This is a genomic window from Yersinia nurmii (assembly GCF_001112925.1).
In the GTDB taxonomy this organism is placed as follows: Bacteria; Pseudomonadota; Gammaproteobacteria; order Enterobacterales; family Enterobacteriaceae; genus Yersinia; species Yersinia nurmii.
In genome coordinates, this window is record NZ_CPYD01000004.1 from 1 (window position 1) to 19036 (window position 19036).

Here is a 19036-nt window from a genome sequence, read left to right on the forward strand (position 1 = left end):
GCGAAAGGACCTTCGGCTGCCAATGTTGTTGCCCTGTAAAGACAGGCAATAACGGCTAATTATCAGATTAGAAACCCCTGTTTTCTATCCGATAAGAATTGTCAAAAGAAAACCCGCCTTGTGCGAGAGACCAAGTTTGAAGATCCTTAGATCGATCTATAAATTACGGTACTATTACGGCTCCTATGACTAGGAGCCGTTTTTCATGCAATTTTTCAGGCTATTGAGCGACTATCCCTTCTACGACATTCTTCGTAAAAATTTTTCCACTGAATAGATATATCACTGCCGGTTGAAGCACATTAGACTTCGTAGGCGTAATCTCAAAGAGAAGAGAGCAAACAGTGACGTGGGAATTCATATAAAGAAACGCCCTCGTCAATCAAGACTGAGGGCGGTTAGGGCACCATAGGTTTATATTCGAAGAGACCGTGCCATTCCACTTAATGGCGCTGAACGGATTGGATAAGCGAAATAGTTAGATCAATTGTTGGCCAGTGAGCGATTCAAGAATTTTTAACGGTGACTGCTCTGGGTGTTTCATACCTTTTACCGGTAATAGGAAGGTCTGTTCCAGCATATATTGGCCTCCCATTGCGGCATGTGGTGTTTGATCTGAAAAACAAATCCAACTGCTACCTGGCGGAAATTCGATCGCAACTTGTTGGCCATTTTGCTGATAATCTGCGTCAGATTTCATTTTATCGTGTAGCTGCAACATTAAATGGTCGTAATGGCTGCGTCGGAGTTTGGTGATACCAACTTTATGTTGTAACCAGCAGCTAATAGGTGAGTAGCGATCGAGTTTTGGCAGATAACGGCTCGCCAACTGCTGGAAATCTTCACCTACTCGCCAGGAGCGATTTTCACCATGGGGGTTAATATTGGTGAAAATACGAATAATCCGCTCACCGTAATTAGGCCTTGAGGGGAAAGCATCAACGTGTAAACGGCTATCATCTTTTCGCCAAGACGTTTTGTCCCGCCATGCGGTGACTGGATGAAGCCTCAGGCTGTTAGTTGGGCTGCGTAGGGCATGGGTATATTCAGGTAATAATTGCCCTAATAGACTAACGCAGTGTTGATAATAGCGCTCAAGCAACTGGCGAGTTAACTCGATTTTACTTTCATCCGTAACACCGGTAAGTACACCTTCCTGAGGTTTGAAACTGATGTTTTTGCGTTTTATATCGACCAGCGCTGGATTCAGTAATTGCTTCTCTTGTGAGCTTAAAGGGAAAGCCAGATTCGGTAAAAAAAGGACTTTTCCCTGTTCTAAGGCTTCGATTGCATCGGGAGTGACATGCTCATTCTTGCCCCAATGTTGGTAAGGGAGAGTGAGAATCATCGGATCTGGGGCGATAGAGTTAGAATTCATCAGATATCCGGCCTAGATTATTTTAGTCAGTGGTAAATAATATAACTTTTTTTTAATAATTAATTGCACTTTTGTGGCAAATTGCGAATAAACAGAAGATTCCGGTTAGTGGCAGAGTAAGTAATGAAGTGGCATTTATGCAGAGTATCCCATTAGGTGATTATTGTTTTGAATATTATGAGAACAATGATGCTTAATGAGCTAAGCATCATTCTCCTAGATTAGATCGTTATAGAGAGGGGGGGAGAGGGGATAGCGATAGACGGTGTATCACCTTCCTCTAGCTAAGAAACGTAGAAAATTGAATCAATGTATTTGAATATTAATCAGTTAACTGAACGGTGATGGCTCTAATAAAAAATTGACATACAAAAAGCCATGATAATCAAGGCTTTTTGTATCAAGTACACATCATCGGATTAGACTGGCACAATTCGCGAGTCAGCAATCGGGGATACTTGCTTTTTTGAGTAGGCCAGATCGTAAACATCGTAGAAATCGATTTCGCCTTTATTTTCTATGATGCGTTTAATCTTATTTTTAAAGTCATCATTGATATTTTTATTTTCAAGTAATTTAGCCACTGCTTCTGGAGACAGAGCGCGGCTGAAAAACCATTCGCCGTTATAGCAAACGCGGAGATCGAGTACACCAATGTCTTCAAATTTAAATATCGGCTTTATTTCCATCAATAAAATTGCTGACATGATGACAAAAAATGCAGTAAAACCAATAACGTAATAAGTGCCAAAATAAGGTGTTAATAGCATCAGAATTAGAACAAAAAAATATGAAACCAGCATTGCCAAGCACAAATATGGATGTTTATGAATGAACTCAATATTAAAGTCAAGACGACCATTTCGGTTTTCTTTTTTATTGATTTTCTCAATGTCTTCAATGAGTATTTCTTTTATTATATCCATCGCGATGACCTTGTAATTGCAGATGAGTTGCATAGAGATTATTATCTATTGCTATAGATTAGCACGAGAAATGCGTCCTCAAGTATATCAGTTTGATGAATTACCTGTCCTAACTGTTATAGGTGGTTTCTGCGTTTCGTGAGTTTTTGAACACTGTTATCACCTGCTGGTGACGACATCATTCTCTGCTTTACTGAGCTATAACTCAGTAGAGCAGAGAACCTGATGAGATTGAACACTCTACTTGTTTTATCAAGCACGAGGTGACTATTTGACGTTAGAACGTGAGCACAATTTTACCAAAATGAGTGCTAGCTTCCATTAATTCGTGTGCGGCGGCGGCCTCCTTGATAGGGAAAGTCGCAAAAATCTGTGGTTTTAGCTGCCCTTTCTCTATCAATGGCCAAATTTTTAGTTGTAACTCTTCTGCAATTAATGCTTTTTCTGCCACGGTTCGTGAACGTAGCGTCGAGCCAGTATGTGTCAGGCGTTTTAATAGCATCGGCATCAAGTTCAGATCTTTAGCTGGACCATTTTGCGTACCTATTTGTACAATTCTGCCATTCATCGCAGCGGCTTCATAATTGCGTGCTACATAGTCACCAGCGATGAGATCGACAATAACGTCGGCACCTTTGCCTTCAGTGGCTAATTTTGTTTCAGCCACAAAATCCTGAGTGTGGTAGTTAATCGCCACATCAGCGCCCAGTTCCAGGCAAGCTTCTCGCTTATCTTCCGATCCGACGGTGACAATTATTTTTGCTGCGCCAAACGCTTTGCTTAGCATGGTTGAGGTTGTACCAATGCCTGAGGAACCACCGTGTATCAGCACGGTTTCGCCTGCTTTTAAGCCGCCACGTTGAAATAAATTAGTCCAGACGGTGAAAAAGGTTTCGGGTAACGCCGCAGCCTCAACCATTGATAAACCTTTCGGAACCGGGAGGGCGTTTGTTTCGTGTATCACACAATATTCAGCATAACCACCGCCTGCGATCAGGCCACAAACTTTGTCGCCTATCTTGAACCGAGTTGTTTTTTGTCCCAAGGCTACAACTTCACCTGAAATTTCTAACCCCGGAATGTCTGATGCGCCCGGTGGCGGGGCATAATGGCCGCGACGTTGCAGAACATCGGGCCGGTTAACGCCAGCAGCCGCAACTTTGACTAAAATTTGCCCTTCATCTGGAGTAGGGATAGGGCGTTTCCCTGCCATTAAGACGGAAGGTGGACCAAATTGGGTTATTTCTATCGCAACCATGCGATTATCGGAGGTTATTGAAGACATATCATTCCTCTTTAGTTGTGGCGAATTCATTGAGTAGCCAATGAGTTCTGATTCACAGAAAAGGTTAATAGTTTAATAAAACCCTCTGAGTGCTGACCATATTAGCCTCATTGTGACAATAATCCACTCGTAGAGTGCAAGTCAGATACGGAAAGTAAGGTACGATAGAAAGAAATAAATAAAAAAGGCGCCCAATAGGTTGGGCGCATAAAAGTGCTAAAAATTAATGACTTCAGGACTAAGAGATACTTCGGATCATTTTGATTGTATGGGTAAACCCATCGACCGTTATATAGGTATTAATCCTAAACCTTGCGCCATAAAAAAGCCGGTTTAAGTTCCTTAATTAGTTGAACTGCCAGCAGACTTGGTAATGATAGTTTTCCGCATTAAGTAGGAAATCATTATTGACACTGGGACTCCAAGAATCGTCCCCACCAACGCCCATGTGGTAACCATCAATGTTTAACCAAGTCCCTTTTTCATGTTTCAGCAGATGTTGATGAGATGTTTCCATCAATTGTTGCAAGCCGTAGCGACTAATCCCGAAATGGAAGCTACCTGTTAGTTGTAAATTGCCATAGCTTAAGCTGCGGGTGTTACAACGCAGGCCATTCTCACTAGGGAACGTATAGGGAGTGTGAAGCGATTCAAGAGGCAAAGTCCAATGGCTGAAAGTCGCAGATAGTTGGCGATCGGGATAATTTTCATGTGGACCCAACCCAAGCCATCTGACTTGTGATTCGACCAGATTCAATTGGCACCTCATGCCTATCCGGGCTGGAGGGGGGGAGCCTGAGGCCCGTGTCACATTGACTTCAATTTTCATCTGATTTCGGTCATTAAAATGATAGACCCAGCGGCTTTTTAATAAACTTCCTTGAGAGGCGGTATACTCATATTCTGCGGTTATCAATACGCCATTAGACACTGCGCTGGCATGTATTGAGATACAACGGCGATCAAGTTGATACATTCCGGCCTGTTTCCAGCGCTCAACCCAGGCATTTGGATCAATCCGCGTCGCTTCGCTGATACCAATATCATTATCTAAAGGAGCGCGAATAAACTGATCCTGAAGCGGAGTAAGTAAAAGCGGTTTTTCATTAATTAACCACTGTTCTAATAAACCACTTTGTCGGTCGAATAACCAACGCTGATGATTATTTTCAACAATCCAATATTGCTCATTAGATGCAAGTTGAGGATGTCCAATCAGGGAGATATTTTGCTTCGATGCGGTGGTTGATGCTTGGGTCAATGAAGGTAGAGTGGTAGGTAATTTCCATTGGTGCCACGCTGACTTGTGGTCTTCTTTAGACCACTGGGTAGCGGTTGGTTGTCTAATCTCAACGTGTAGCCACAATTCGCCTTGTAACTTTAGGGTCGCTGGTAATAAATCTAAGTGTAGCTTTTGGTTTCGCTCAGGGGCGATATCAATAGGAATATTTCCATGTTGAATTATTTCGCCATCCAGTTCTAGTCGCCAGTATAAATGTTCATTGTCAGTATGGCGGAATAGAAATTCACTGGTTACTTCCACTGTGAGTGGGGTGGTGCTGACAAGCCTAAATTGAAAGAACTGCTGTGCTCGCTGTGCTTCATAAAGGCTAGGATGGGGTGTTCTATCAGGGAAAAGCAATCCGTTTATACAAAATTGGCGGTCGTTAGGAGTATCACCGAAATCGCCACCGTAGGCCCAGTAGGCTTTCCCGTTTTCATCATGGCGAGCCAGGCTTTGATCAACCCAATCCCAAACGAATCCCCCTTGTAAGCGTGGATGCTGCCGGAAGGCCTGCCAGTAACGATCAAAGCCACCAAAACTATTCCCCATTGCATGTGCATATTCACACAGGATTAATGGCCGGGACTCTTCAGGTAGGCCAATCCATTTTTTTATCGACCACTTAGGCACGGTATCAAAAGGTTGGTCTTGATCCACTCTGGCATACATCGGACAGAGAATATCAGTAGCAGCAGTATTGGCTCCGCCACCTTCATATTGAACAGGACGGGTTGGATCGTTGGTTTTGATCCAGCGATACAGGGCATCGTGAGTTGCGCCATGACCTGATTCATTACCAAGGGACCAGATGATAATGCAGGTATGGTTACGGTCTCGTTGTACCATTCGAGTGACGCGTTCACTGAATGCATTGAACCAGCGTGGATCGTCAGCCAATCGGCTCATCGGCTGCATCCCGTGAGTTTCAATATTAGCTTCATCGACCACATAAAGGCCCAGTTGGTCGCATAAACGATACCACCGCGGGTGATTTGGGTAATGAGAGCAGCGAACGGCATTGAAATTATGCTGTTTCATTAACTGAATATCCTGACGCATAGAGGCTTCATCTATTGTGTGGCCTGTCAGCGGATGATGCTCATGGCGATTGACTCCGCGGATAAGTAAGGGTTTGCCGTTTAGCTTGAGGAGTCCTTTATCAATTTCGATTTTCCTAAAACCTATGTCATAAGCTTCCGCCTCGATGATTTCTTGATCCAAAGACTTGAGAGCAACAACAACGCGATAAAGTGTGGGTTGTTCAGCGCTCCATAAGTGGGGCGAATCCACCGGTAGTATCAATTCGACACGTTCTGGATAGTTACCTCTCTCATCAACTGTTTTGCTCCCCATACTCTGTACTTGCTGCCCAATCAGAACATCATTCAGCCAAAGCTGAGCCTCTATCAAATAATTGTCGGCAATATGAGGTTGCAATAGAGGCGCATTGATCGCCGCCAATACTGAGAGTTCTGCGGAGCGGAAATCCGGTGCCAGTAGCGTCTTAACTTGGATATCAGACAGATGGATATCGGGTTTATGCAGCAACGTTACATCGCGGAAAATTCCGCTCATACGCCACATATCCTGATCCTCAAGATAGCTGCCATCACTCCAGCGCAATACCAGCACGGCAATACGGTTAGTTCCGGCTTGAAGATAGGGACTAATATCGAATTCAGCAGGCAGGCGGCTGTCTTGCGAATATCCAACCCAGTTGCCGTTGCACCACAGGTGAAACGCTGAGTTGACACCGTCGAAAATGATGCGGGTTTGACCGGATGCTGGCCAGCAGGGATTAAGTATGAATTCCGTTGAATAACAGCCGGTGGGATTCAAATCAGGTACATGGGGTGGATTAACAGGTATCGGATATTGGACGTTAGTATAAATAGGCGTGTCAAAACCAAATAACTGCCAATTTGAAGGTACAGGTAAAAGAGTTGATTCAGGTAAGTCCTGAGTAATCCAATTACTGGGAATGGCTTCGGGGCGATCAAAATAACTGAAATGCCAATATCCATTTAAAGAATGCAGACTTGGCGAATCGGTATCATTACGAGCCTGAGTAACATCACGCCAGCTGCGAAAGGGGGGATGAGCATCCAGTCGATTATATTGAGTGATACCAGGATTCTCCCAGTCACGTCGAGACAATATATTTACCAGTGATTTCTCACGATGACCTTGTCTTATCATCTCTGCATTCATTTTCAGCCTTCTTTTACCGTTTGATTATCGGAGCTCGCATTCAGCGGATAGACGACACTCAATCCCCTATATAGCCACAATAAATGTTATGCGCTCACATTTATTGTTTTGCTTACCTTGAAGGGGAAATAATCGCTTGTAAATGGGTAAAAAATGAATAAGCGAGTGAGATCGCATTTATTTTAGGTTATGCAAAAAATCGTGAATTTTTTTCCGAGAAGGCTCGATAAATTGATTTATCGCTGATGATATGTGAGCGAGTAACACGTAATGTTTATTTCGAGCTACAAGGTGCCCAGACGATTCGCTATTTGTACCAATTGTTCCGCAAGCTCTTGTGGTGTCGCTCGCGACATGATTGGAACGTTATTTACTGGTGCGGTCGTTTGACGAAGCACAAGTTCGGGGCTTAAAAGCAGAGCGTTTGGCTGGGTGTCATGGTTAGTGCGAAGTCGCGCGACCAGTTGTTGCAGGCTTTTCTCGCCTAGCTGACGAAAATCTTGTCTGACGGTCGTTAAAGGGGGATGAAAATAGGCACTATCGTCGGTGTCGTCGTATCCAACGATAGAAACATCTTTTGGGATGCTAAGACCTTGTTCCTGAAGGGCGCGTAAAACCCCCAAAGCCATTTGGTCGCTGGCAACCAAAATAGCGGTAAAAGAGGTGCCGCTTTGTAAAAGGGATTTTGCGCAAAGATAGCCACTGTGTGCACTCCAATCTCCGTAGAACACTTTCTGAGGCTTTAAGCCGCTCAGGGCTAACGTGGTTAACCAGCCTTGATAGCGTAGTTGGGAAGAAATTGTGTCTTTAGGGCCTGCGATCAGAACTATCTTCTGATGTCCTAACGCCAATAAATGTTCAGCACCTTGTCTGGCGCCCTGAAACGGGTCAAAAACGACGCTATGAGCCGTTGATTGCGGATCAACATCCAGAAATATAACGGGAACTTTGGTGCATTGATGGGTTATTTCTGCACTTTGCTGCTGAGTTAATGGCGCATTGATTAATATCCCCTCAACCCGCTGAGCCAGGAGTTCATTCACAGCGCGCTGGCAGGCCTGCTCGTCAAAATGGTCAATCATGGCGATGACAACGCTAAAACCTAATTGGCGGGCTTTTATCTTTATTGCTGAGGCAATCTGCGATGGCGCATGTAAAGATAAATTGGTTGTGACTAACCCAAGCGTACAGCTGTTCTTTCCTGCTAGCTGTTGGGCAACGCGATTTGGTACATAGTGCAGTGCTATCATTGCCTGTTCTATTTTAGCTCTGGTTTTGTCTGAGACATTCGGAGCCTGATTTAATACGCGAGAAACGGTCTGATAGGATACACCCGCGTAATGTGCGACATCATCGAGCGTTACGGATTTGGTTTTCATAAACAGTTTCTCAGCAACAGAACTTGCTGAACATAATAGCAAAATTGTGGCATGAATTTTTTATGGAAGCAGTAAAAGGTTAAAATCGCCTGCCAGAAGCCAGAAGCCAGAAGCCAGAAGCCAGAAGCCAGAAGCCAGAAGCCAGAAGCCAGAAGCCAGGTTTTATTTTGTCGGGTCACTGAGCTTTATAGAGAAAACTCATTTAGAAAATTATACGCAACGAAATTGGCGTAGGGGCTGAAACTCGCAGATTTAACACAATTTTATAGTTAAGCTGATTTAAGTCATTGCGTTGATAGCTAAAAACGTGAGTTAGAGTGAAAAGCATTTGGGCCAATGCCGCGTAATAAGACGTGGCAGTATTGAATGAAATGGTGTGCGCAGCAGGCTATGGCTGGGGAAAGTGAATAAAAAACGGCTTCTTTGCCTTAATTTTAGGCATGTGAATCACAATATTCGGTTCCTGTAATAAAAAGAGTTGCTATTAAAAGCCCATCATGAGTTAATGCGTCTCGGCCTGTGGTACAGACCTATTTATGCACGACATCTTGAGTAAAGTAGTTCATATTTAAAGCGTTATCGTTGATAGCTCTTCACTGACGAATTTCCTTCATAGTGCCTCCATAAGTAACGACTGATAACCGGCTATAACACGCCCATGGTGGCAAAAATTTTTTAATTAAGGAAATAAACATGTCTAACATGATGAAAGGTCAAGTAAAGTGGTTCAACGAGTCTAAAGGCTTCGGTTTCATCACTCCAGCTGACGGCAGCAAAGACGTGTTCGTACACTTCTCTGCAATCCAAGATCAAGGCTTCAAGACCCTGGCTGAAGGCCAGAACGTACAGTTCTCTATCGAGAACGGTGCTAAAGGTCCGTCTGCAGCAAACGTAACTGCAATCTAATCGGCCTCTCGCTGATTAATTGAAAAAACCCGCTCAGGCGGGTTTTTTGTTATCTGTAATATGCTATGACCTAACCTACACGTTCCGTTCTTCCTCCAGATAATCGATCCTCGAAAGCTACCAGCCAGTGCATCCTTATTTAAAATACTACCTATTGGTAATTGCTGTTGGATGCCACTATGGTATGCGTAAACCTTATCATTCTCACTCTATTATGTACTACACTAGCTGCATTGGTTAAATATAGGGTAAGACTATGAAAGTTAACGATCTGGTGACAGTTAAAACCGACGGCGGCCCGAGACGTGAAGGCGTGGTTCTTGAGGTTGAGGAATTCAGTGAGGGCGTTATGTATCTGGTTTCACTGAAGGATTATCCCGATGGAGTTTGGTTCTTTAACGAAATTGATAGCAAAGACGGGACTTTCGTGGAACCACGTTGAATTGATTAAGCCTATAGACAAGAAACCGGAGATGGGGATTCCCTGTCTCCGGTTTTTTACATCAATTTTAGCCTGCTATCTGCTAACGCATTGAACATTCAGTAATCGGCATGAGTAACTCGCTTAAAATGTTTCCCAGTTTTCCGTATCCAGTTCTGGCTTTTTAGCATTGAAATTATTGTTTGCTTTTGCGTTACCTGTGGGCTGTACACCCGTATTTTTACCTTTGCTATTTAATTGGAAAACAGCCACTGCGTGAGTCAGCATTGATGCCTGCTGCTCTAGTGATGCCGCCGCCGCTGACGCTTCCTGCACTAAAGAGGCATTTTGCTGCGTGACATTATCCATTTCAGAAACTGCCTGAGCTACCTGACTAATGCCCCGACTTTGTTCATCGGAAGCAGAGGCAATTTCACCCATAATATCCGTAACATGAGTGACCGCAGTTACGATCTCTTTCATCGCTTTTCCTGCATCAGAAACCAAAATCGAACCGTCGCCGACCAGATCAACGGAAGCCTCAATCAGAGATTCGATTTCTTTGGCCGCGTCCGCACTACGTTGAGCCAAGTGACGAACTTCACTGGCGACAACTGCAAATCCACGTCCTTGCTCCCCTGCTCGGGCTGCTTCGACCGCCGCGTTTAGCGCCAGAATATTAGTTTGGAATGCTATGCTATTGATAACGTTGGTGATATCTGCAATTTTCATTGAGCTAAGAGATATTTTATCCATCGTGCTCACGACATCGCTGACAATATCGCCACCTTCACGAGCTTTGCTGGAGGCATTGGCTGCCAGTTGGCTGGCATGATGAGCGTTTTCAGAGTTTTGTTTTACCGTGGCGGTTAGCTGTTCCATACTGGCGGCAGTTTGTTCCAGAGATGCGGCCTGTTGCTCTGTCCGCGCCGATAGGTCAGTATTTCCAGACGCTATTTCACTGGTCCCTTGATAGATAGAATCTGCGCTATTTCTGACGGATTCAACGGTTCTGGATAATGATTCCTGCATCTGCTGGATATTGCTGCCTAGAACACCAATTTCGTTTTTGCCGAATGGAATAGTCGGTTGAGTTAGATCGCCATCCGCAATCCGTTGGATGCGGGTGACCAGCACATTCATGGGCTTAATAATCACTTTACTAATGACTAAAAAAGTCACTAAAGTCAGAAGTACGGTGAAAATGAAGGCTCCGCCCATTAATATATAACCTAACCGTGTTTCTTGTTTAGCCGATTGATTTATCAGATCGGCTTGCTCTGCACGGTAATTAATCGCAGCGAGTAAAGGTTCGCTATAGGCCATATCTAACTGTTTCAGCTTTTCCGCTTCGAGAGAAATAACTTCCTCAAAGTGCCCCTGTTGTGAGGCATCCAACATCGGCATCATCCCTTCGCTGCGATATTGTTCGTAGGCTTTCTTAAGCGGTATATCCAAAGCTAACTCATTTTTATCTTTACCTGGGCGATTGAAGTAACGATCAAACATCTTTTGCGAATCAGCCAGACGATTTTCCGCCGCTTTTAAACTGGATTGATAACTTTCCGTGTCGCCAATGCGTGCGGCAGAAGCGGCCTGAATCAATATTAAGCGGGCCGCTCGGAGATAATCTGAGCTGTTGGATAACCCCAGGCGAATGTCCACTTCTTTAGTTGCGTGCTCAAGAGACTGATTACTTTGCTTTAAGAAGTAGCTAGATGTGCCAATGGCCACGGCAAACAATGCCAGTATGCCAACCAAAATTGCCACAAACAGAGTAACCAGGCGGATATTATTAATAAACATGACTTTTGCCTGCGAAGGCGTAGCTGTATCTATTAATTGCTGTGTACTTCCACTATTCATTATTATTTCCGTCTTAAAGGCGATCGAAGGGAGAGGTAGTAACCGGACAGAACTTTATTCACATTGGTAATTAACTACATAAACTGCATAGAGTACTTTTAAAACCTATCGGCCATTGCCCCGAAATGCTTAGGGTTATATATGCGACAGAGATCGCAAAACTGATTAAATACGTTCATAAAACTAAAGAATAGAACCTATAAGGCCGATAAAGCTGCAAATTTATCAAGGGATTTATCAGCAAAACTGAATTGGCTTAACGTAGCATAGTGGTAATATGCTGTTTTTCATCTTCCTCTCATTCTGGTTGAGTGGTCTGTGCAAAGTTCGGTAGCTGATGCAATAGCACCCTGTGAATGAAAAAACGGCTGGTGGCGATGAGATTATGCTTGAGTAAGGGAACATCAGATCTAAAATCCAGATGACCTGATGACCTGACTGAAATTTTCATGCAGATTGAATTACAGGGTTCGGTTGGGATAATCACAATTATCTTTTCGAAGAATACGATATGCGAGTGATGCAATATCTGATTCAGGACTTGGACGTTTGTTAATCTCTCAGAGTTAGATTAAGAAGTAGCTGAAACGAGTAAGCTTGCGCCCAGTGAACTAAAGACATCTTAGTTCACTGCCCGGATAGCGAAAATCAGGCGTGCTGTGCATTACGGAAACTCATACATCGGCTTAATTGAACGCCAGAAGATTATTTTTTTCTTGAGTAATAAACTCAATGATAAGAATATCTTCCTTTTTTGAGAGAAATACACTTAATTATCAACGTAAATGAAGTATTTAATTATATTTCCTAATGAATAATTGTCGTTTATGATTTGTTGAATAAACCACGCTTTACATACTTATTCCCTGAATCTATAATCATGCAAAATTTCAGTGGAGAGAATTAATGGACACCCAAAGTTGTAGTCAAATAAGCAAGGCAAGCTGACTCATCTCCTACTGATTTGTTGCTTGCCGAACATGGCGGGCAGCACCCTCAAGTTTTATTCTGAACTGTGCATACCCTGGTAAATTATAAATAATCGATGGTCTTTTTCATCGAGTGAGTTTATTTGGATTTTATTATGGTATTCAACGGTCACTCTCTATTTCCTCCTGGTTTTAAGTTCAGTTAATTGCTGAGTATTCTCTTAGCACAATTACCTGTGTGCTAAATAGCACATGATTACTCTTCCATTAATAATATGGATAGAATCATGTCATTGACTCCGTTTGTCTTAAATATATTACTCGCTACGACTTTGGGCGCATTAATTGGCGCAGAGCGTCAATGGCGTCAGCGTATGGCGGGATTACGCACTTATGCTTTGGTAGCGACAGGTGCTGCGATATTTGTTCTTAGTTCTGCCGTAACATCTCCGGATAGTCCTGGGCGAATTGCCGCACAAATTGTTTCTGGGATCGGTTTTTTGGGGGCCGGGGTTATTATGCGCGACGGCATGAATATTCGCGGGTTGAACACGGCTGCGACGCTATGGTGTTCCGCTGCGGTGGGCGTTCTGTGTGGACTGGGGCTTGAATGGCATGCGGTATGCGCGACCGCGATTATTTTGAGCGCTAATATATTACTACGCGAAGCTGCTCATCGAATTAATCTACAGCCCCAAAGACAGGCCCTCGATCTGGAAGTTCGTTATCGCATTCAGGTAACCTGTGGTACTGAAGATGAAATATTGGTGAGAACGCTAATATTGCAGGCATTAAATGGAATGGCACTTCGTTTGCAATCTTTATGTAGTTCAGATATTTCTCGTCCAGGTCAATTAGAAGTGTGTGCCGAAATAATGGCAACGCCAGCGGCACAAAAAGAAATAGAAGGTATTGTTTGTCGCGTCAGTTTGGAACGAAGCGTCAGTGCGGTTCATTGGCGAGTAGCGTCAGAATTGCCCATGTGAAAATTTACTGTTTTCTGGCAAAACTATTAACCATAAATAATAAACCATTCTCACCCAAGTGGTAGTAAGGAGTCGTTATGGACGAGCACCCCGGAGTTAAATTAATTGAGCGTTGTTAATTTCGATCTAAATTAATCTGGTTGGCAACGCAATAAATAAATCTCGACGTCAGTTTATTCTCAAAATAATTGGGAGGATAAACCTTGCGTGATGAGTATGAAATAAAAAGAGATGCGTTATGACCAAGTTAATGAAAACAGGGCAAGCGGAAAATTATCGCCGTGAAAAAAACAAACCTTTTGTCGTTGCACAAGAGGCCAAAAATAGTCTGGATTTAACCTTATCCAAATTGAATGCCAATTTAAATGGTTTAACCGAAGAGGATGCGCTGGAGCGCCTTGAGCAATATGGCGCAAACGAAGTTGCTCACGATAAAGCGCCGCATGCGTTGATACAGCTGGTTGCTGCTTTTAATAATCCGTTTATTTTTGTCCTAATGGTACTGGCGGCGATCAGTTTCTTCACTGATTACTGGCTGCCGATGAAACAAGGGGAAGAAACCGATCTTACCGGCGTAAGTATTATTGTGATTATGGTACTGCTGAGCGGATTTTTGCGATTCTGGCAAGAATACCGGACCAATAAAGCAGCGGAAGCCTTGAAATCGATGGTAAGAACTACCGCAACGGTAATGCGTCGTGAAAAACACAGCGTGCAGCCGGTTAAAAGGGAGGTGTCGATTAAAGAATTGGTTCCGGGGGATATTATTTATTTGTCTGCCGGAGATATGGTTCCTGCCGATCTCAGATTGGTTTCTTCAAGGGATCTGTTTATCAGTCAGGCAATTTTGACTGGCGAAGCAATTCCTATCGAAAAATACGATGCATTAAGCTGCGTAAGCCAAAAATCAACTACCTCGGAGGCCTGTAGCGAAAGCGAGCTGCTGGAATTATCTAACGTTTGTTTGATGGGAACCAATGTGGCGAGTGGAACGGCGACCGCGGTAGTCGTGGCTACCGCAGGACACACCTATTTTGGTTCGCTGGCGAAATCTATCGTAGGATCGCGTTCTCAAACTGCATTTGACCGTGGCGTCAACAGCGTTAGCTGGTTGTTGATCCGATTTATGCTGGTTATGGTTCCCATTGTTTTACTGATTAATGGTTTTACCAAAGGTGATTGGACGGAAGCGGCATTATTTGCGTTAGCGGTTGCCGTGGGTTTAACGCCAGAAATGTTACCCATGATTGTCAGCTCTAACTTGGCAAAAGGCGCAATCGCCATGGCCAAAAGAAAAGTGGTGGTTAAGCGATTAAATGCTATACAAAACTTCGGTGCTATGGATGTGTTGTGCACGGATAAAACCGGCACATTGACTCAGGATCGTATCATTCTGGAGCATCATTTAGATGCGAAAGGCTGTAACGATACCCGTGTCCTGCAATTGGCCTGGCTCAATAGCTATCATCAAAGTGGTATGCGGAATCTGATGGATCAGGCGGTTATCAGTTTTAGCCGCGGTAAATCAGTTATCGATCCTTTACGTAGTTACAATAAAGTCGATGAATTACCTTTCGATTTTGTGCGTCGCCGCTTGTCCATTGTGGTGAAAGATAAGGATCAGCGGCAGCAGTTGATCTGCAAAGGTGCGGTGGAAGAAATGCTCCAAATCTGTAGCCATATTCGCGATGGCGATCAGATTTTGCCGATGAATGATACCCGTCGGCAGGCATTGCTGACTCTAGCCAGCCAATACAATCAGGATGGTTTCCGGGTTCTGCTGCTAGCAACTCGGGATATGGGATCGCAGGTCAGCGATGTTCCTCTCAGTATTCACGATGAAAAAGCGCTGATTGTCGAAGGGGTGTTGACATTCCTCGATCCGCCAAAGGAAAGTGCGGCGGCGGCCATTGCGGCACTGCGTGAAAATGGCGTAGCGATAAAAGTTTTAACCGGCGATAACCCGATTATCACCAGCAAAATTTGTCGTGATGTTGGTTTGGAGCCGGGAGAACCACTCGGTGGCAGCGATATTGAGTTGATGGATGACGAAACGCTGGCGCGTGAGGTAGAGCTGCGCACGGTATTCACCAAACTAACGCCATTACAAAAATCTCGCGTATTGAAAATGTTGCAGGCCAACGGGCATACGGTCGGTTTCCTCGGCGATGGTATTAATGATGCGCCGGCGTTGCGCGACGCCGACGTGGGAATATCGGTTGATACCGCAACAGATATAGCGAAAGAATCCGCTGATATCATTTTGCTAGAGAAAAATCTGATGGTGCTGGAGGAGGGGGTAATCAAAGGGCGCGAAACCTTTGGTAATATCATCAAATACCTAAACATGACCGCCAGTTCCAACTTTGGCAATGTGTTTTCCGTGTTGGTTGCTAGCGCTTTTATTCCATTTTTGCCGATGCTGGCAATTCATTTGCTGCTGCAAAATCTGATGTACGATATTTCCCAGCTCTCGTTGCCTTGGGATAAAATGGATAAAGAATTTTTGCGCAAACCGCGTAAGTGGGATGCGAAAAACATTGGCCGCTTTATGCTATGGATTGGTCCAACCTCGTCTATTTTTGATATTACTACCTACGCATTAATGTGGTTTGTCTTTGCCGCTAATAGCGTAGAGCATCAGGCGTTATTCCAGTCTGGCTGGTTTATTGAGGGGCTGCTATCGCAAACATTGGTTGTGCATATGTTGCGCACGCAAAAAATTCCGTTTATCCAAAGTACCGCTGCGCTACCCGTTTTATTGATGACCGGATTGGTTATGGCGATTGGTATTTATATTCCGTTCTCACCTCTTGGCGCGCTGGTCGGCCTGCAGCCGCTGCCGTGGCAATATTTCCCGTGGTTAGCCGGTACGTTGGTTAGTTATTGCGTGGTTGCGCAATTAATGAAGCGATTCTATATCCGTCGTTTTGGAGAGTGGCTGTAAATTAAAGATTCTGATTAAACGGCGTCGTACACCTATTCACCTATTCACCTATTCACCTATTCACCGGGGCCTTCTGGCCCCGGCTTTATTGTTTATTCGTTACTTACGCGAATAACCAACTTACCAAAGTTCTTACCTTGCAGCAGACCCATAAAGGCCTGTGGCGCATTCTCCAATCCATCAACTAAATCTTCGCGGAATTTGATCTTGCCCTGTTCGAGCCAGTCGTTCATCTGTTTGATAAATTCACCGTAGTGATGAGAATAATCATCAAAAATGATGAACCCCTGCATTCTGATGCGTTTACGTAAAATCAGACCTTGCAATAACGGTAGGCGATCCGGACCGTCAGGTAATGCGGTGGCGTTATATTGTGAAATCATTCCGCAAACAGGAATACGTGCGCGGGTGTTTAGCAGAGGTAAGACCGCATCGAATACGGCACCGCCGACGTTTTCGTAGTAAATATCTATACCGTCAGAGCAGGCCTTAGACAATTGCTGAGGAAAATCAGTGGCTTGATGGTCAATACAGACGTCAAATCCCAGTTCTTCTACCACATAGCGACATTTTTCTGCGCCACCGGCAATGCCAACTACACGGCACCCTTTAATTTTCCCGATTTGTCCAACAACCGAACCTACCGCGCCGCTGGCGGCGGCAACGACCAGTGTTTCACCTTCTTTTGGCTGTCCTATATCCAGTAATCCCATATAGGCGGTAAATCCAGGCATGCCCAAAACACCTAGTGAGCGAGAAGGATGAGACAGTGATGGGCCAAGGTTTTTCACATTGCGGCCGTCAGAAACCGCGTAATCCTGCCATCCGTTAGCGGACAATACCCAATCACCGACTTTAAAATCCGGATGTTGTGAGGCTTCAACCCGGGAAACCGTGCCGCCGACCATCACGTCGTCAACGGCAACCGGAGGGGCATAAGATGGAGCATCGCTCATGCGACCACGCATATAAGGATCAAGAGATAAATAGCGGGTTCTTAGCAAAATCTCTCCTGCCGCCGGTTGAGGAATATCTTTGATCTCTAAGCGAAAATTATCCGCTGTCGGTGCGCCTTTCGGTCTGGAAGCTAGCACAATACGACGGTTATGGATTTTATCTTGAGGCATGTTGAGTTCCTTGCTCGTCTTACAGGTCTGAATGAGGTTTGGCTTGCGCAAACCTCGTTAGGTGCTGCAAAAAGAATAATGGATATTGCGCAAAATGCCTCAGTGAGGCGTGCTGCGACGAAGGGGTTATAGCGGAACGATAAGGACATCAACGCGGCTGGCGTTGATTAATCGAGTAGCTGAGCAGTAGATTTTATTCATCATGCTGGCGTGATGATGGCCACAAATAACCAAATCTATTTGCCGTTTATGACTGACGTAAGTCAGGCTATCCGCTAATTCGCCGTGGAGAACGGCCATTTCAGCAATGGGATAATTGGCGTTGGCCTGTAACTCGGCCATAAATAAGTGGGCTTCTTCCTGTAACAGATTACGCAGATCGCCCAGCATCGGCGCTGCAAAATTATTATACATTTCCGGTTCGGTGGTTAGCGTGACCAAAGAAATTTTACCGTTATGTGGACGAACAATTGAAACAGCCTTGTCGACTAGCTGCTGACTGTCCGGCGAAAGTGAAACAGCAACCAGTACATTTTGATATTTCATTATTCTCTCCACTAAACAACATCATAGCTAAAGAGTAGGGGATAGGCAGGCTTGAGGATGGGATCTGCTTCACAGTTAATCTTTTTGTTAAATTCATAGCATAAAATAGCGTCAATCGTATATAACGTGACCCGATAAACGGGTTTGCTGTATGAATTTCACCCAAAACAGGATTATACCTTTGCAAAAAGTACGGGTATGTACCACATTTAATGCATTATCTCCGAGCACAGTAGAACGATGACACAAATTGAAATATTTTGTTACGTCCGTTGTGGCTTTCATGACCTGTTTTGCGCCTTTTTAACCGATTATTGATGGCTGGTTAATATTTGAACGCTTACCAAATGGCAGCTAAAAGTTTTTAAATGCCACGATTACTCGGCTAAAAATATAGTTTACTAAGGTTACTTATAGTTTTGCCGAACATTTAATTTACTTAATAGCGATTAATTCTAGGATTTCCGCCTCATGGCAGATTTTTGCTCCGTTATTTTGGTTTGGTGATGTTTTTGTTCGAATTGATCTAAAAAAGCTAAGAATTAGGCTTATATGATTGGATTTTAAGATGGTTTCTGACTTGAGCTTGTTTTTTAAGCGCCAAATTGATTAAAAAATAAGCTAGCTACACCATATTTAAGAAAATTATATTTTATTTTTGTGACTCGTGTCACATTACATTTAAAATAAATCACTACCCACGTTGTATGTGCCGACGATTCGGGAGTAGAGTTGGCCCTCTTTAGGAATATTCCTAATATTTGTAAGAAAAGTTTCATGAACGTGACGCAATAATAGAACGGTCGAAAAATACTGTAGCCCAAGCGTCTGACATGAGATTACG

12 protein-coding genes are annotated in these 19036 nt (G+C 44.0%); 4 read left to right on the top strand and 8 right to left on the bottom strand.

Annotated features, from left to right (window positions below; all coding sequences use genetic code 11):
- Positions 1 to 478: 478 nt before the first annotated feature.
- From AD970_RS06280 to AD970_RS06300, 5 genes are all read right to left on the bottom strand, one after another.
- Positions 479 to 1378, bottom strand: coding sequence for a Kdo hydroxylase family protein (locus AD970_RS06280; RefSeq protein ID WP_209429064.1), 900 nt, complete (start codon positions 1376 to 1378; stop codon positions 479 to 481).
- Positions 1379 to 1797: 419 nt separating this feature from the next.
- Positions 1798 to 2304: a YlaC family protein gene (locus AD970_RS06285; protein ID WP_049597473.1), complete on the bottom strand. Its 507-nt coding sequence runs from the start codon at positions 2302 to 2304 to the stop codon at positions 1798 to 1800.
- A gap of 277 nt (positions 2305 to 2581) precedes the next feature.
- Positions 2582 to 3589 (bottom strand): NAD(P)H-quinone oxidoreductase, encoded by a 1008-nt coding sequence (locus tag AD970_RS06290; protein ID WP_049597474.1) that lies wholly within the window; start codon positions 3587 to 3589, stop codon positions 2582 to 2584.
- Positions 3590 to 3935: 346 nt separating this feature from the next.
- Complete coding sequence (locus AD970_RS06295; protein ID WP_049597475.1) at positions 3936 to 7085, bottom strand: beta-galactosidase; 3150 nt, start codon at positions 7083 to 7085, stop codon at positions 3936 to 3938.
- 284 nt (positions 7086 to 7369) lie between these two features.
- Positions 7370 to 8464, bottom strand: a complete 1095-nt coding sequence (locus AD970_RS06300; RefSeq protein ID WP_049597476.1) for a LacI family DNA-binding transcriptional regulator — start codon at positions 8462 to 8464, stop codon at positions 7370 to 7372.
- Positions 8465 to 9157: 693 nt separating this feature from the next.
- Between AD970_RS06300 and cspE the strand changes: the two genes are divergently transcribed.
- Both cspE and dsrB read left to right on the top strand, forming a co-directional pair.
- The gene (cspE, locus tag AD970_RS06310) at positions 9158 to 9370 is read left to right on the top strand and encodes a transcription antiterminator/RNA stability regulator CspE (protein WP_002210893.1); all 213 of its coding nucleotides are present in this window, start codon (positions 9158 to 9160) and stop codon (positions 9368 to 9370) included.
- Between the two features lie 256 nt (positions 9371 to 9626).
- Positions 9627 to 9812: a protein DsrB gene (gene dsrB / locus AD970_RS06315; protein ID WP_049597478.1), complete on the top strand. Its 186-nt coding sequence runs from the start codon at positions 9627 to 9629 to the stop codon at positions 9810 to 9812.
- A gap of 123 nt (positions 9813 to 9935) precedes the next feature.
- Here dsrB and AD970_RS06320 read toward each other — a convergent pair whose 3' ends face one another.
- On the bottom strand, positions 9936 to 11657 hold the full coding sequence (locus AD970_RS06320) for a methyl-accepting chemotaxis protein (protein WP_049597479.1): 1722 nt from the start codon (positions 11655 to 11657) through the stop codon (positions 9936 to 9938).
- Between the two features lie 1216 nt (positions 11658 to 12873).
- Between AD970_RS06320 and AD970_RS06325 the strand changes: the two genes are divergently transcribed.
- Together AD970_RS06325 and mgtA are read left to right on the top strand one after the other, a co-directional pair.
- Positions 12874 to 13572, top strand: a complete 699-nt coding sequence (locus AD970_RS06325; RefSeq protein ID WP_049597480.1) for an MgtC family protein — start codon at positions 12874 to 12876, stop codon at positions 13570 to 13572.
- A 238-nt stretch (positions 13573 to 13810) separates the two neighbouring features.
- Positions 13811 to 16519: a magnesium-translocating P-type ATPase gene (mgtA, locus tag AD970_RS06330; RefSeq protein ID WP_049597481.1), complete on the top strand. Its 2709-nt coding sequence runs from the start codon at positions 13811 to 13813 to the stop codon at positions 16517 to 16519.
- A gap of 92 nt (positions 16520 to 16611) precedes the next feature.
- Here mgtA and AD970_RS06335 read toward each other — a convergent pair whose 3' ends face one another.
- Both AD970_RS06335 and uspC read right to left on the bottom strand, forming a co-directional pair.
- Complete coding sequence (locus tag AD970_RS06335; RefSeq protein WP_049597482.1) at positions 16612 to 17646, bottom strand: NADP-dependent oxidoreductase; 1035 nt, start codon at positions 17644 to 17646, stop codon at positions 16612 to 16614.
- A gap of 126 nt (positions 17647 to 17772) precedes the next feature.
- Entirely contained in the window at positions 17773 to 18192 is a 420-nt protein-coding gene (gene uspC / locus AD970_RS06340; RefSeq protein WP_049597483.1) for a universal stress protein UspC, read from the bottom strand.
- Positions 18193 to 19036 lie beyond the last annotated feature (844 nt).